Genomic DNA, 14,976 nt, shown 5'->3' on the forward strand with positions numbered 1-14,976 from the left:
GGGCGGGTCCCCCCCCCCCCCCCCGTGCCGCGCTCAGTCCTGCGACGGGGGGCCGTCGTCCGGCGCGTCGTCGTCCGGACGTCGGTCGGCCGGGCCGCTGTCGTCCGTACGGCCGTCGTCCGCGCGGTCGCCGGTCCCGTCGGACGGCGGCCGTACGGGCCCCGGCTCGCCCGGCTGTCCCGGACCGGCCTCCGGCCGGATCGGCTTGGGCGGCCTCGTCCGGCCGCTCGACGTGTCCCGGAGGTACGTCGCGTCCCCGCTCTCCGTGGCGTGCCCGCCGGGCGGCTGGCCCGGACCCGGGTCGCGGCGCCGCAGATAGCGTTCGAACTCACGGGCGATCGCCTCGCCGCTCGCCTCGGGCAGCTCGGCGGTGTCCCGGGCCTCCTCCAGCGTCTGCACGTACTCGGCCACCTCGCTGTCCTCGGCGGCCAGCTGGTCGACGCCGACCTGCCAGGCGCGCGCGTCCTCCGGCAGCTCGCCGAGCGGGATGCGCAGTCCGATCAGGTCCTCGAGGCGGTTCAGCAGGGCCAGCGTCGCCTTGGGGTTGGGCGGCTGCGACACGTAGTGCGGCACCGCCGCCCACAGGCTCACCGCGGGCACCCCGGCGTGCGTGCACGCCTCCTGGAGGATGCCGACGATGCCGGTCGGACCCTCGTACCTGGTCTCCTCCAGGTCCATGGTGCGGGCCAGGTCCGGATCGGACGTCACCCCGCTGACCGGGACCGGCCGGGTGTGCGGGGTGTCGCCGAGCAGCGCGCCGAGCACCACCACCATCTCGACGCCCAGTTCGTGCGCGAACCCCAGGAGCTCGTTGCAGAACGAGCGCCAGCGCATGGACGGTTCGATGCCCCGCACCAGGACCAGGTCCCGGGGTTTGTCCCCGCCGACGCGGACCACGGAGAGCCGGGTCGTCGGCCAGGTGATCTTGCGTACCCCGTTGTCCAGCCACACCGTCGGGCGGTTGACCTGGAAGTCGTAGTAGTCCTCGGCGTCCAGCGCCGCGAACACCTCGCCCTTCCACTCCCGGTCCAGGTGCGCGACCGCTGTGGAGGCGGCGTCACCCGCGTCGTTCCACCCCTCGAACGCGGCCACCATGACCGGGTCGATCAGCTCGGGAACGCCCTCGAGCTCGATCACCCCAGCCTCCTTCCGAAGTTCCCTTGCGTACGGGACAACCTTACGGCCTGCGCCCTCCCGTACCGCAGCCCCCGTGCACGGCCGGGTGAACCCGGCGCATCGAGGTGCGGGGGACCGCTCGATGGGGCAACACACCCTCGATACATCCGAGCTGTCGGCCGAAAATTCCTGCCTCTCTCTGGACTTGCGCCCTCCGGGGCGGCTATACATCGGATGACCGGAACAGAGGTCCGATGTTATTTCCCCTGGGGGCGCGCATGAGTCAGTCCGTCACGGACTTCGAGGTCCACGACATCCGTTTTCCGACCTCGGAACAACTGGACGGCTCGGACGCCATGAACCCCGACCCCGACTACTCGGCCGCCTACGTCGTGCTGCGGACCGACGCCGCCGGCACGGACGGCGAGCCGGCCGAGGGCCATGGCTTCTGCTTCACCATCGGCCGCGGCAACGAGGTCATGGCCGCCGCGATCGAGGCGCTGCGCCCCTATCTGGCCGGGCGCCCCGTGCCCCGGACGGCAGCCGACCTAGGCGCCCTGTACCGGGACCTCACGCACGACTCGCAACTGCGCTGGCTCGGGCCCGAGAAGGGCGTGATGCACATGGCGGCCGGCGCGGTGGTCAACGCCGCCTGGGACCTGGCGGCCAAGCTGGCGGGCAGACCCGTCTGGGAGTTCCTGGCCGCGATGACGCCCGAGGAGCTGGTCTCCCTCGTCGACTTCCGCTACCTCACCGACGCCCTCACCCCCGACGAGGCGCTGGCCGTCCTGCGCGCGGCCGAACCGGGCCGCGCCGAACGCGCCGCCCGGCTGCGCGCCGAGGGCTACCCCGCGTACACCACCTCGCCCGGCTGGCTCGGCTACTCCGACGACAAGCTGGTCCGGCTGGCCGAGCAGGCCGTGGCCGACGGCTTCACCCAGATCAAGCTCAAGGTCGGCGGCCGGGTCGAGGACGACGTCCGCCGGATGGCGCTCGCCCGCGAGGCCGTCGGACCCGGCGTCCGGATCGCCGTCGACGCCAACCAGCGCTGGGACGTCGCCGACGCCGTCGCGTGGATGACCGAGCTCGCCCCGTACGACCCGCACTGGATCGAGGAGCCCACCAGCCCCGACGACGTACTCGGCCACGCCGCCGTCCGGGCCGGACAGCCGGTCAAGGTCGCCACCGGGGAACACGTCGCCAACCGGGTCGTCTTCAAGCAGCTCCTCCAGGCCGGGGCCGTCGACTTCGTCCAGATCGACGCCGCCCGGGTCGCCGGCGTCAACGAGAACCTGGCGATCCTGCTGCTCGCCGCCAAGTACGGCGTCCCAGTCTGCCCGCACGCGGGCGGCGTCGGGCTCTGCGAACTCGTCCAGCACCTCTCGATGTTCGACTACGTGGCCGTCTCCGGCACCCGCGAGGACCGGGTGATCGAGTACGTCGACCACCTCCACGAGCACTTCACCGACCCCGCCGTCATCGTGAACGGACGCTACACCGCTCCGGCGTCTCCCGGCTTCTCGGCCAGGATGCGCCCCGAGTCCATCGCCGCACACCGCTACCCGCAGGGCCCCGTCTGGCAGGCCCGGCGCCGTGAGAAGGAGGAGAGCCGATGACCGGCACACGCGACTTCGAGGGGATGAACGCCCTGGTGACCGGCGGTGCCTCCGGCATCGGGGCCGCCGTCACCGCCCTGCTCCTGGAGCGCGGCGCACAGGTCGCCGTCCTGGACCGTGACACCTCCGGCGCGCCCCGGGGGGCCCTCGCCGTCGAGGCCGACGTCACCGACGACGCCGCCGTGCGCGCCGGGGTGGACCGGGCCGCCGCCGAACTGGGCTCCCTGCACACCCTCGTCTCCAACGCGGGCATCGGCGCCATCGGCACCGTCGAGGACAACGACGACACGGAGTGGGCCCGGGTCCTCGACATCAACGTCCTCGGCATGGTCCGGGCCGCCCGGCACGCCCTGCCGCACCTGCGCCGCGCGGCCGCCGAGCGCCCCGGAGCCGTGTCCATCACCCACACCTGCTCCATCGCCGCGACCGCCGGGCTGCCCCAGCGCGCCCTGTACAGCGCGAGCAAGGGCGCCGTCCTCGCGCTCACCCTCGCCATGGCCGCCGACCACGTCCGCGAGGGCGTCCGCGTCAACTGCGTGAACCCGGGCACCGCCGACACCCCGTGGATCGGCCGGCTGCTCGACCGGGCGGAGGACCCGGCCGCCGAACGCGCCGCGCTCAACGCCCGGCAGCCCCTGGGCCGGCTGGTCTCGGCCGGCGAGGTGGCCGCCGCGGTCGTCTACCTCGCCAGTTCCGCCGCGGCCTCCGTGACGGGAACCGCCCTGGCCGTCGACGGCGGCATGCAGGGCCTGCGCCTGCGGCCCGCCGGCAGCTGAACCCGTACCCCGCCATGCCCACCGGGTCCGAGCCGCGACCCCCCACAGGAACGGGACACCAATGAGAGTGCGTACGACGAGTGCGGCAGCCTGTGCCGTACTGCTGGCCGTCACGGCCCTCGCGGGCTGCAACCGCGAATCGTCGGACAGCGGTGCGGGCGGCGGCAAGGTCGGCATCGACCTGCCGCGCAGCGACAGCGACTTCTGGAACTCGTACCAGAACTACATCGAGAAGGGCGTCAAGGGCGGCGAGGTCTCCGCGCTTCCGCTCACCAACTCGCAGAACGACATCGGCAAGCTCGTCGCCAACGTCCAGACCTTCACCGACCAGGGCGCCAAGGCCGTCGTGATGGCCCCGCAGGACACCGGCGCGATAGCCGAATCGCTCAACACGCTCAACGAGAAGAAGATCCCCGTCGTCAGCGTCGACACCCGTCCGGACAAGGGCGACATCTACATGGTGGTGCGCGCCGACAACAAGGCGTACGGCACCAACGCCTGCAAGTACCTCGGCCAGCAGCTGAAGGGCAAGGGCAAGGTCGCCGAGTTCCAGGGAGACCTGTCCTCCATCAACGGCCGCGACCGCTCCGAGGCGTTCAAGGCGTGCATGGACAAGGACTACCCGGACATCGAGGTGTTCGAGCTGGCCACCGACTGGAAGGGCGACGTCGCCTCCGCGAAGCTCCAGTCCACGCTGGCCGCCCACCCCGACATCAACGGCATCTACATGCAGGCCGGGGGCGTCTTCCTGCAGCCCACCCTGGCGCTCCTGGAACAGAAGAAGCTGCTGAAGCCCGCCGGTCAGGACGGCCACATCACCATCATCTCCAACGACGGCATCCCCGAGGAGTTCGACGCCATCCGGGCCGGGAAGATCGACGCCACCATCTCCCAGCCCGCCGACCTGTACGCGAAGTACGCGCTGTACTACGCGAAGGCGGCCCTCGACGGCAGGACGTTCAAGGAGGGCCCCACGGACCACGACTCCACCATCATCAAGATCCCCAACGGTTACGAGGACCAGCTCCCCGCGCCCCTGGTGACCAAGGAGAACGTGGACGACCCGAAGCTGTGGGCCAACCAGCTGGAGAAGAAGAGCTAGCCATGGACCAGGCAGCACCACCACCCGCCGTGCAGGCGGAAGGCGTCGTCAAGCGCTTCGGGCCGACCGTGGCGCTCGACGGGGTGAAGCTGACCGTGCGGCCCGGCGAGTCCCACGCACTCGTCGGCCGCAACGGTGCCGGCAAATCGACCCTGGTCGGCGTGCTCACCGGCCTCCACAAGGCGGACGCGGGCACCGTCACCTTCGGCGGCGAGCCCGCGCCGGCCTTCGGGGACACCACGGCCTGGCAGTCCAGGGTCGCCTGCGTCTACCAGAAGTCCATGGTCGTCCCCGACCTCACCGTCGCCGAGAACCTCTTCCTCAACCGGTTCGACGAGAACGCCCGCTGGATCAGCTGGGGCAAGCTGCGCAGGCGGGCCGGGCGGCTGCTCGCCGCGTACGGCGTCGAGGTCGACCCGGACACCCGGGCGCGCGATCTCGCGGTCGAGCAGCGGCAGTTCGTGGAGATCGCCCGCGCACTGTCCTTCGGCGCCCGGCTCATCGTCCTGGACGAGCCGACCGCCCAGCTCGACGCCAGGGGCATCGCACGGCTCTTCGGCAAGCTCCGCGAACTCCAGAGCCAGGGCGTGGCGTTCCTCTTCATCTCGCACCACCTCCAGGAGGTGTACGAGCTGTGCACCGCGGTCACCGTCTACCGCGACGCCCGCCACGTCCTGACCGCGCCCGTCGCCGAGGTCGCCAAGGAGGACCTGGTCGCCGCGATGACCGGCGAGCGGGCGGCCGGCGCCACCGCCTGGCACGCGGCCGGTGACGCGGCGCCCGACCCGTCGGCGGAACCCGTCCTGAGCACCGAGCGGCTGAGCCTGCCCGGGCGGTTCGAGCCGCTGGACCTCCAGGTGCGCCCCGGCGAGGTGCTGGGCCTGGCCGGGGCGGCGGCCAGCGGCAACACCGCCGTCGGCGAGGTGCTGGCCGGGATGCGCAAGGCGGGCGGCGGCACGGTCCGGGTGCGGGGCAGGGCCGTACGGGCGGGCAGCGTGCCGGACGCGCTGGCCGCCGGCATCGGCTACATCCCCGAGGACCGGCACGACCAGGGCCTCGTCCCGGAGCGCAGCGTCGCGGAGAACGCCACCCTGACGGTCGCCGACCAGCTCGGCCCCTGGGGGACCGTCCTGCCCTCCCGTACCCGGCGGTTCGCCCGGTCCATGATCGACTCGCTCGACATCAAGACCCAGGGCCCCGAACAGCCCGTCTCCGGGCTCTCCGGCGGCAACCAGCAGAAGGTCGTCGTCGCCCGGGCGCTGGCCCGCGACCCCAGCGTGCTGGTGGCGGTCCGGCCCACGGCGGGCGTGGACGTCAAGTCCAAGGACTCCCTGCTCGGAGTCGTACGCCGGGTCGCCGACGCGGGCAACGCGGCCGTCGTCGTCTCCGACGAGCTGGACGACCTGCGGGTCTGCGACCGGGTCCTCGCCCTCTTCCACGGGCGGGTCGTCGCAACGTTCGACAGCGGGTGGGCCGACGGGGAACTCGTCGCCGCCATGGAAGGTGTGGGGGAGAGGGAATGACCGGCACGGTACGGCCGTCCACGGCCGACGACTTCGACCAGGCGCCCAAGGGCGGCGGCGCGGACGGCGGCTCCCCGCTCAGCAGGCTCAGACTGATCCGGTGGAGCGACTTCTCGCTGGTGCCGGTGATCCTGGTGCTGATGCTGATCGGCTTCATCGTCTCGCCGGTCTTCCTCACCTCGGACAACCTGATCAGCGTCGTCCAGCAGTCCTCCGAGCTGAGCCTGCTCGTCCTCGGCCAGGCGCTGATCCTCATCTGCGGCCGGATGGACCTCTCGCTGGAGTCCACGATCGGCATCGCGCCGGTCGTCGCCATGTGGCTGGTGCTGCCCGCCGACGGCGGACGCTTCGCCGGCCTCGGGCTGCTCCCCGGCTGGTCCGCGATCCCGCTCTGCCTGCTGGTCGGCCTCGCGGTCGGCGCCGTCAACGGCTTCCTGATGCTGAAACTCCGGGTCAACGGCTTCATCGCCACGCTCGGCATGCTCACGATGCTGCGGGGCCTCCACATCGGCATCACCGAGGGCAAGTCCATCACCGATGTGCCGGAGTCCTTCCGCTACCTCGGCAAGAGCGAGTGGTTCGGGGTGCCGGCCGCCGTCTGGATCTGCCTGGTCCTCTTCGCGGCCGGCGGCGCCGCCCTCGCCTGGCTGCGCCACGGACGGGCGCTGTACGCGATCGGCGGCAACCCGGAAGCGGCCCGCGCGGCCGGTATCCGCGTCGACCGGGTCACCTGGATCGTCCTCGCGATCGGCGGCCTGCTCGCGGCCTTCGCCGGCATCCTCTACACCGGCCACTACGGGGCGGTCGCCGCCACCCAGGGCGACGGCTGGATCTTCCAGGTGTTCGCCGCCGCGGTGATCGGCGGCATCAGCCTCAAGGGCGGCCGGGGCACGCTGTTCGGCGCCCTCACCGGCGTACTGACGCTCCAACTGGTCGTCAACGTCATGACCCTGGGCGGCGTCCCGGCCCTCTGGAACCAGTTCCTCAACGGCGCGATCATCATCGTCGCCTTGGTCATCTCCCGCTTCGCGAGCGGCGAGAAGCAGGACTGAACCCTCTGGTCCTCAAGCGCCGGACGGGCTCCTCCGGCCCGTCCGGCGCTTGTTCGCAAGCCCCTGCGGCGATCGAGGAGCGGGGTCAGGGGCAGAGCCCCGAACGGTCACAGGGTGGAACGCAACCACTGCTCCACGCTCGCCACATGCACCGTCGCCCACGCACGCGCAGCCTCCGCATCGCGATCCCGCAGCGCCGCCAGAATCGCCCGGTGCTCATGCAGCGTCCGGCTCACCGCGTCCTCCTGCGTCAGCCCCCGCCACACCCGCGCCCTCGTCGTCGGCCCCGAGAGCCCGTCCAGTAGCGAGCAGAGCACCGAGTTGCCGGACGACTGGACGATGCCCCGGTGGAAGTCCAGGTCGCAGGCGACCAGCTCCTCCACCGAAGGCCGGTCACCCAGGGCGTCGAGCTGTGCGCCCAGCGCGTCCAGCTGGTCCTCGCCGATCCGGCTCGCCGCCATCGCCGTCGCGGCGGGCTCCAGGATGCGGCGCACCGCCAGGAACTCCAGCACGGTGTCGTCCCGGTGGAAGTCCACGACGAAGCTCAGCGCCTCCAGCAGCAGCTGCGGGTCGAGGCTCGTCACATACGTGCCGTCGCCCTGGCGGACGTCGAGAATCCGGATCAGCGACAGGGCGCGCACCGCCTCCCGCAGCGAGTTGCGGGAAAGACCCAGCTCCGAGGCGAGTTCGCTCTCCTTGGGGAGACGATCGCCGGGCCGTAGCGCACCCGAGACGATCATTCCCTTGATCTTCTCGATGGCCTCGTCGGTGACAGCCATGGGCGACCTCCAGACATCCGATGTATCGCCCCATTATGCGGCCATGAAGAAGGCCGGTACGACTGTCGGACCGGCGTGCGGTCCGACGGTCGTACCGGCCCGTCGCGCTCAGCCGCGCCGCTCGCCGAGCACCTTCTCCACACCGGCCCGGACCTCGTCCGTCGCCAGGCCCCGGATCGTCAGCGTCGTCCGCCGCCGCAGCACGTCGTCCGCGGTCTCGGCCCACTCGTGGTCCCGGGCGTAGGCGACCTGCGCCCACACCTCCGGGGCGTCCGGGTGGATCCGCTCGGCCAGCGCCGGGTTCTCGTTGGCCATCCGGGCGATGTCGAAGGCGAGCGAACCGTAGTGCGTGGCCAGATGGCGCGCGGTGTCGGCGGCCATCCGGGGACCGGGCGTCCCGCCGTCCACCAGCAGCCGGTGCGCCACCGCGTTCGGGGAGGCGATCCCGGGCAGCGGCAGCTTCCTCGGCAGCCGGGCCATCGGCTCCATGTCCTCCGCCAGCGGGTGCCCGGGCAGCGCGGCCAGCTTGTTCATCACCGTACGGCCGATGTGGCGGAAGGTCGTCCACTTGCCGCCGGCCACCGACAGCATCCCGCCCCGGCCCTCCGTCACGACCGTCTCGCGCTTGGCCTTCGAGGTGTCGCCGGGTCCGCCGGGCAGCACCCGCAGTCCGGCGAAGGAGTAGGTGATCAGGTCCCGGGAGAGCTGCTGGTCCCGTACCGAGAACGCGGCCTCGTCCAGGATCTGCGCGGTGTCCTTCTCCGTCACCGCGACATCCGCCGGGTCGCCCTCGTACGCCTCGTCCGTCGTGCCGAGCAGCAGCATGTCCTCCCAGGGCAGGGCGAACGTGATGCGGTACTTGTCGATCGGCGTGGCCAGCGCGGCCTTCCACGGCCGGGTCCGCTTCAGCACCAGGTGGGCGCCCTTGGACAGGCGTATGGAGGGTGCCGCGTTCGGGTCCTCCATCTTCCGCAGGTGGTCCACCCACGGTCCGGTCGCGTTCAGCACCAGCCGGGCGGTCACCCCGAACTCCGTACCGTCCATGGAGTCCCGCAGCTCCGCGCCCGTCACCCGGCCGCGGGTGAACCGCAGCCCGGTCACCGCCGCGTGGTTCAGCACCACCGCGCCCGCGTCGACGGCCGCGCGGACCGTCATCAGCGCCATCCGCGCGTCGTTCATCTGGTCGTCGCCGTACACCGCGACGGCCCGCAGGTTGTCCGTACGCAGCTCCGGCACATCGCGTGCCGCCCGCGCCGGGCTGATCACATGGCCGACACCGTCCCCGAAGGCGGACAGCGCCGAGTACGCGAACACGCCCGCGCCGAGCTTCGCCGCGCCGTGCGGTCCGCCCTTGTAGACCGGCAGGTAGAAGGTGAGCGGGTTGGCCAGGTGCGGGGCGACCTGGCGGGAGACCGCACGGCGCTCGAAGTGGTTCTCCGCCACCAGCTTCACCGCACCGGTCTGCAGGTAGCGCAGACCGCCGTGGAGCAGCTTGGAGGAGGCGGAGGAGGTGGCGCCGGCGAAGTCGCCGGCGTCCACCAGGGCCACCCGCAGTCCGGACTGCGCGGCGTGCCAGGCGGTGGAGATGCCCAGGATGCCGCCGCCGATCACCAGGAGGTCGTACGTCGCCTTGGAGAGCTGCTCCCGGGTCTCGGCGCGGCTCGGGAGGGAGCCGGAGGCCGGATGCGTCCCGAGTGCGGGGACGCTCTGCAGGGTGGTCATGTCGTCTACTCCTCGTCGTCGAGCCAGCCCATGGTGCGTTCCACGGCCTTGAGCCAGCTCTTGTACTCGCGGGCGCGGGTGTCCGCGTCCATGCGGGGGGTCCACTCGGCGGCGCGGCGCCAGTTGGCGCGCAGCGCGTCGGTGTCCGGCCAGAAGCCGACGGCCAGGCCGGCGGCGTAGGCGGCGCCGAGGCAGGTGGTCTCGGCGACCATCGGGCGCACCACGGGCGCGTCCAGGAAGTCGGCGAGCGTCTGCATCAGCAGGTTGTTGGAGGTCATGCCGCCGTCGACCTTGAGCGAGGTCAGCTCGACGCCGGAGTCCTTCGTCATGGCGTCGCTGATCTCACGCGTCTGCCAGGCGGTGGCCTCCAGTACGGCACGGGCGATGTGCGCCTTGGTGACGTAACGGGTGAGACCGGCGATGACACCGCGGGCGTCCGGGCGCCAGTACGGGGCGAAGAGACCGGAGAACGCCGGCACGAAGTACGCGCCGCCGTTGTCCTCCACCGAGGAGGCCAGGGTCTCGATCTCGGCGGCGGACTGGATCAGCCCCATCTGGTCGCGCATCCACTGGACCAGCGAACCGGTGACGGCGATCGACCCCTCCAGGGCGTACACCGCCTTCTGGTCGCCGATCCGGTAGCCGACCGTCGTCAGCAGGCCGTTGTAGGAGTTGACGGGCGTCTCACCGGTGTTCATCAGCATGAAGGTGCCGGTGCCGTACGTGGACTTGGCCTCGCCCTCGGAGAAGCAGGTCTGGCCGAACAGCGCCGCCTGCTGGTCGCCCAGCGCGGAGGCCACCGGCACTCCGTCGAGCACGCCGCCCTTGGTGGTGCCGTAGACCTCGGCGGAGGACCGGATCTCGGGCAGCACGGCCGTCGGCACGCCGATGGAGGAGCAGATCTTCTCGTCCCACTGCATGGTGTGCAGGTTCATCAGGAGGGTGCGCGAGGCGTTGGTGACGTCGGTGACGTGGACGCCGCCGTCGGTGCCGCCGGTCAGGTTCCAGATGACCCAGGAGTCCATGGTGCCGAAGAGGATGTCGCCCCGCTCGGCCCGCTCGCGCAGCCCCTCGACGTTGTCGAGCAGCCAGCGCACCTTGGGCCCGGCGAAGTACGAGGCGAGCGGCAGCCCGGTCTCGCGGCGGAAGCGGTCCTGGCCGACGTTGCGGCCGAGTTCCTTGCAGAGCGCGTCGGTACGGGTGTCCTGCCAGACGAGGGCGTTGTGGACGGGCTCACCGGTGTGCTTGTCCCACAGCAGGGTGGTCTCGCGCTGGTTGGTGATGCCGATCGCCTTGACGTCGGCGGCGGTGATGCCCGCCTTGGAGATCGCCCCGGCGACGACTTCCTGGACGTTCGCCCAGATCTCGGCCGCGTCATGTTCGACCCAGCCCGGCTTGGGGAAGATCTGCTCGTGCTCCTTCTGGTCGACGGAGACGATCCGCCCGTCCTTGTCGAAGACGATGCAGCGGCTGGAGGTCGTGCCTTGGTCGATGGCCGCGATGAACGGCCCGGCGCCGTGGCTGCCGGTGGTGTGTGCGTCGGTCACGGTGTGCTCCCGGAGGTCTGTGCGGTGTGGGGTGAGGGCGGGTCAGGCGAAGGCGAGGTTGTAGAGGCCGCCCGCGAGGGCGCCGCCGATCAGCGGGCCGACGACGGGGACCCACGCGTAGCCCCAGTCGGAGCCGCCCTTGTTCGGCAGCGGAAGCAGCGCGTGCACGATACGCGGACCGAGGTCGCGGACCGGGTTGATCGCGTAGCCCGTCGGCCCGCCGAGCGACAGGCCGATGCCGACGACGACCAGGGCGGTGATCAGCGCGCCCAGCGTGCCGAGCCCGTCCCCGTCGCCGTTGAGGCCCTGGGTGAGGATGGCGAGCACCAGCACGACCGTGGCGATGACCTCGGTGAGGACGTTCTGCACGGCGTTGCGGATCTCGGGGCCCGTCGAGAAGACACCGAGGACCGGTCCCGCCTTGGGGGCCGCGGCCTGGTCGACCATGCCCTCCTCACCCGAGTGGGTGCGCAGGACCTCCGGATCGGTGAGGTGGGCCCGGAACTGCCCGTAGTAGGTCAGCCAGACCAGCACCGCGCCGATCATCGCGCCGAACAGTTCGGAGGCGAGGTAGAGCGGTACGTCGCTCCACTTCGTTCCGCCCTCGATGGCGAGGCCGATGGTGACGGCCGGGTTGAGATGCGCCCCCGACACGCCGCCGGCGAGATACGCGCCGGTCAGTACCGCGAAGCCCCACCCGAAGGTGATGGCGACCCAGCCGGCGTTCTGCGCCTTCGAGTGCTTGAGCGTGACGGCGGCACAGACACCGCCGCCGAGCAGGATGAGTACGGCGGTACCGATGGTCTCGCCGATGAAGATGTCGGAGCTGGACACCCGCGACTCCTTTGTCCTTCGTCCAGGAAGCCGAACCCCGGGTCCCACCGGTGGTCCGCGCCCTCGTGTGAGGGCTTGGCCGGCCCTTGGCACGGTCACACCCTAACGCGAATATCCGTTAAGTGTTCGACAATGCCGACCGGTGAACGGCAGTGTTTCTCCCGGCGAAGGCAGCGTCAAGAGGGATGTGACGTACGAATCGATCGTTACGAGGGAAGCCGGCCGGGTGCGCGGGCGGCTCAGAAGCGCCTGGCGCCCAGGTCCCGCGAGACCGCACGGGCGCAGTCGCGGACCGCCGCGACCAGCTCCGGGCGCAGCTCGCCGTCCTTGCAGACCCGCTCCACCGCACCCGTCACGGCTATGGCCCCGACCGGCATCCGGCGCCGGTCGTGGATCGGGGCGGCCACCGCGGCGACCCCCTCCCAGGTCTCCTCCACGTCGGACCCCCAGCCCCGGGCCCGCACCCCGTCGAGCACGGCCTCGAACTCCTCGGCGCCGGTCACCGTCCGGGGCGTGAACGACTGCCGCTCCGCCTCCACCGCCTCGGTGTGCGCCACCGGGTCGTACGCCGCCAGCACCTTGCCCAGGGCCGTGGAGTGCAGCGGCTGCATGGCGCCCACCTCCAGGACCTGGCGGCTGTCGTCGGGCCGGAAGACGTGGTGGACGATGAGCACGCCCTGCTGGTGCAGTACGCCGAGGTGGACGCTCTCGCCGCTGGACCGGGCCAGGTCGTCCGTCCAGACCAGGGCCCGGGCCCGCAGCTCGTGGACGTCGAGATAGCTGTTGCCCAGGCGCAGCAGCTCCGCGCCCAGCTGATAGCGGCCCGAGGCGGCGTCCTGCTCCACGAACCCCTCGTGCTGGAGGGTGCGCAGGATGCCGTGTGCGGTGCCCTTGGCCAGGCCCAGTGAGGAGGCGATGTCGGACAGCCCGAGCCGCCGCTCGCCGCCTGCCAGCAGGCGCAGCATCGCGGCCGCCCGCTCCAGCGACTGGATGTTCTTGGCCATCGCGCCGTACCCCTCCACCTTGTTCGACAATGCTGAACACTATCGGTCGATGCCGAACCGCGCTCGGCCGCGTGGAAAGTCCGCAGCACCTCGCGACACCGGGATCCCCGTCATCAGGATGCCGTCCGGCTCGTGGGACAGAGTGACGGCCCACGTCGAGGCCCGGCTACCCTGGCCGGGTGCGCCTTCCGCCGAAGACGCAAAGCCGACAGCCGTCGCATCCCAGGGAGTACATCCATGGCCTCGTCGCCGACCCCTTCCGCCGACAGCCGGAACCGAGCCGCAGCCCTCCGTGAGGCGCTCGCCACCCGAGTCGTGGTGGCCGACGGTGCCATGGGCACCATGCTCCAGGCCCAGGACCCCACGCTCGCGGACTTCGAGAACCTCGAAGGCTGCAACGAGATCCTCAACATCACCCGGCCGGACATCGTGCGCTCCGTCCACGAGGCGTACTTCGCCGTCGGCGTCGACTGCGTCGAGACCAACACCTTCGGCGCCAACACGGCGGCCCTCGGCGAGTACGACATCCCCGAGCGCGTCCAGGAACTCTCGGAGGCCGGTGCGCGCATCGCCCGCGAGGTCGCCGACGAGTACACCGCATCCACCGGTGAGCAGCGCTGGGTGCTCGGCTCCATGGGCCCCGGCACCAAGCTGCCGACCCTGGGCCACATCCCGTACGCCACGATCCGCGACGGCTTCCAGGCGAACGCCGAGGGACTGATCGCCGGCGGAGCCGACGCGCTGATCGTGGAGACGACCCAGGACCTCCTCCAGACCAAGGCCGCCGTCCTCGGCGCCCGCCGCGCCCTCGACGCCCTCGGCAGCGACCTCCCGCTGCTGTGCTCCCTGGCCTTCGAGACGACCGGCACCATGCTCCTGGGCTCCGAGATCGGGGCGGCCCTGACCGCCCTTGAGCCGCTGGGCATCGACATGATCGGCCTGAACTGCTCGACCGGTCCGGCCGAGATGAGCGAGCACCTGCGCTACCTCACCCGGCACTCCCGCATCCCGCTGCTCTGCATGCCCAACGCCGGACTGCCGGTCCTCACCAAGGACGGCGCCCACTTCCCGCTCGACGCCGAGGGACTGGCCGACGCGCAGGAGACGTTCGTCCAGGAGTACGGCCTCTCGCTGGTCGGCGGCTGCTGCGGTACCACCCCGGAGCACCTGCGCCAGGTGGTCGAGCGCGTACGCGGAACGGTCCCGGCCGCCCGCGACCCGCGCCCCGAGCCCGGCGCCGCCTCCCTCTACCAGTCCATCCCCTTCCGCCAGGACACGGCGTACCTGGCGATCGGCGAGCGTACGAACGCCAACGGGTCCAAGAAGTTCCGCGAGGCCATGCTCGAAGGCCGCTGGGACGACTGCGTGGAGATGGCCCGCGACCAGATCCGCGAGGGCGCGCACATGCTCGACCTGTGCGTGGACTACGTGGGCCGCGACGGCGTCGCCGACATGGAGGAGCTGGCCGGCCGCTTCGCCACCGCCTCCACCCTGCCGATCGTCCTGGACTCCACGGAGCTGCCCGTGCTCCGGGCCGGGCTGGAGAAGCTGGGCGGCCGCGCGGTCCTCAACTCCGTCAACTACGAGGACGGCGACGGCCCGGAGTCCCGCTTCGTCAAGGTCACCCGGCTGGCGGCGGAGCACGGTGCCGCGCTGATCGCGCTGACCATCGACGAGGAGGGCCAGGCCCGGACCGCCGAGCACAAGGTCGCCATCGCGGAACGGCTCATCGCGGACCTGACCGGCAACTGGGGCATCCACGAGTCGGACATCCTCATCGACACCCTCACCTTCACCATCTGCACGGGCCAGGAGGAGTCGCGCAAGGACGGGGTCGCCACCATCGGGGCGATCCGGGAGCTGAAGCGGCTCCACCCGGAGGTGCAGACGACCCTGGGCCTGTCG

12 protein-coding genes are annotated in these 14,976 nt (G+C 71.5%); 6 read left to right on the forward strand and 6 right to left on the reverse strand.

Annotated elements, in window-relative coordinates; all coding sequences use genetic code 11:
- Window positions 1-33 precede the first annotated feature (33 nt).
- Window positions 34-1,137, reverse strand: coding sequence for a PAC2 family protein (locus tag ACN6LM_RS35090; protein ID WP_445069457.1), 1,104 nt, complete (start codon window positions 1,135-1,137; stop codon window positions 34-36).
- A gap of 257 nt (window positions 1,138-1,394) precedes the next feature.
- Here ACN6LM_RS35090 and ACN6LM_RS35095 point away from each other — a divergent pair, with 257 nt between their 5' ends.
- From ACN6LM_RS35095 to ACN6LM_RS35115, 5 genes are all read left to right on the forward strand, one after another.
- Window positions 1,395-2,732 (forward strand): enolase C-terminal domain-like protein, encoded by a 1,338-nt coding sequence (locus tag ACN6LM_RS35095; RefSeq protein WP_445069458.1) that lies wholly within the window; start codon window positions 1,395-1,397, stop codon window positions 2,730-2,732.
- Window positions 2,729-3,508 carry an SDR family NAD(P)-dependent oxidoreductase gene (locus ACN6LM_RS35100; protein WP_445069460.1) on the forward strand — a complete coding sequence of 260 codons (780 nt, stop codon included), beginning with the start codon at window positions 2,729-2,731 and terminating at the stop codon, window positions 3,506-3,508. The genes ACN6LM_RS35095 and ACN6LM_RS35100 overlap by 4 nt, the downstream gene beginning before the upstream one ends.
- 61 nt (window positions 3,509-3,569) lie before the next feature.
- Entirely contained in the window at window positions 3,570-4,610 is a 1,041-nt protein-coding gene (locus ACN6LM_RS35105; RefSeq protein ID WP_445069461.1) for a sugar ABC transporter substrate-binding protein, read from the forward strand.
- A gap of 2 nt (window positions 4,611-4,612) precedes the next feature.
- Window positions 4,613-6,133, forward strand: coding sequence for a sugar ABC transporter ATP-binding protein (locus ACN6LM_RS35110; protein ID WP_445069462.1), 1,521 nt, complete (start codon window positions 4,613-4,615; stop codon window positions 6,131-6,133).
- A complete protein-coding gene (locus ACN6LM_RS35115) occupies window positions 6,130-7,185 on the forward strand; it encodes an ABC transporter permease (RefSeq protein ID WP_445069464.1) in 1,056 nt (351 codons plus the stop codon). Before ACN6LM_RS35110 ends, ACN6LM_RS35115 begins: the two co-directional genes overlap by 4 nt.
- Before the next feature lie 107 nt (window positions 7,186-7,292).
- Here the strand turns inward: ACN6LM_RS35115 and ACN6LM_RS35120 are convergent, their stop codons facing one another.
- The 5 genes from ACN6LM_RS35120 to ACN6LM_RS35140 all read right to left on the reverse strand — a co-directional run bounded on the left by ACN6LM_RS35120 (window position 7,293) and on the right by ACN6LM_RS35140 (window position 13,071).
- Window positions 7,293-7,964 carry a FadR/GntR family transcriptional regulator gene (locus ACN6LM_RS35120; protein ID WP_445069466.1) on the reverse strand — a complete coding sequence of 224 codons (672 nt, stop codon included), beginning with the start codon at window positions 7,962-7,964 and terminating at the stop codon, window positions 7,293-7,295.
- A 108-nt stretch (window positions 7,965-8,072) separates the two neighbouring features.
- Window positions 8,073-9,686, reverse strand: a complete 1,614-nt coding sequence (locus ACN6LM_RS35125) for an FAD-dependent oxidoreductase (protein ID WP_445069467.1) — start codon at window positions 9,684-9,686, stop codon at window positions 8,073-8,075.
- A 5-nt stretch (window positions 9,687-9,691) separates the two neighbouring features.
- A complete protein-coding gene (glpK, locus tag ACN6LM_RS35130) occupies window positions 9,692-11,233 on the reverse strand; it encodes a glycerol kinase GlpK (RefSeq protein WP_445069469.1) in 1,542 nt (513 codons plus the stop codon).
- Window positions 11,234-11,275: 42 nt separating this feature from the next.
- Complete coding sequence (locus ACN6LM_RS35135) at window positions 11,276-12,067, reverse strand: MIP/aquaporin family protein (RefSeq protein WP_445069470.1); 792 nt, start codon at window positions 12,065-12,067, stop codon at window positions 11,276-11,278.
- A gap of 239 nt (window positions 12,068-12,306) precedes the next feature.
- On the reverse strand, window positions 12,307-13,071 hold the full coding sequence (locus ACN6LM_RS35140) for an IclR family transcriptional regulator (RefSeq protein ID WP_445069473.1): 765 nt from the start codon (window positions 13,069-13,071) through the stop codon (window positions 12,307-12,309).
- 237 nt (window positions 13,072-13,308) lie between these two features.
- Here ACN6LM_RS35140 and ACN6LM_RS35145 point away from each other — a divergent pair.
- Window positions 13,309-14,976: homocysteine S-methyltransferase family protein (locus ACN6LM_RS35145; protein ID WP_445069471.1), on the forward strand; the 1,668-nt coding region annotated here is incomplete at its 3' end.

The organism is Streptomyces sp. SAS_281, assembly GCF_052542855.1.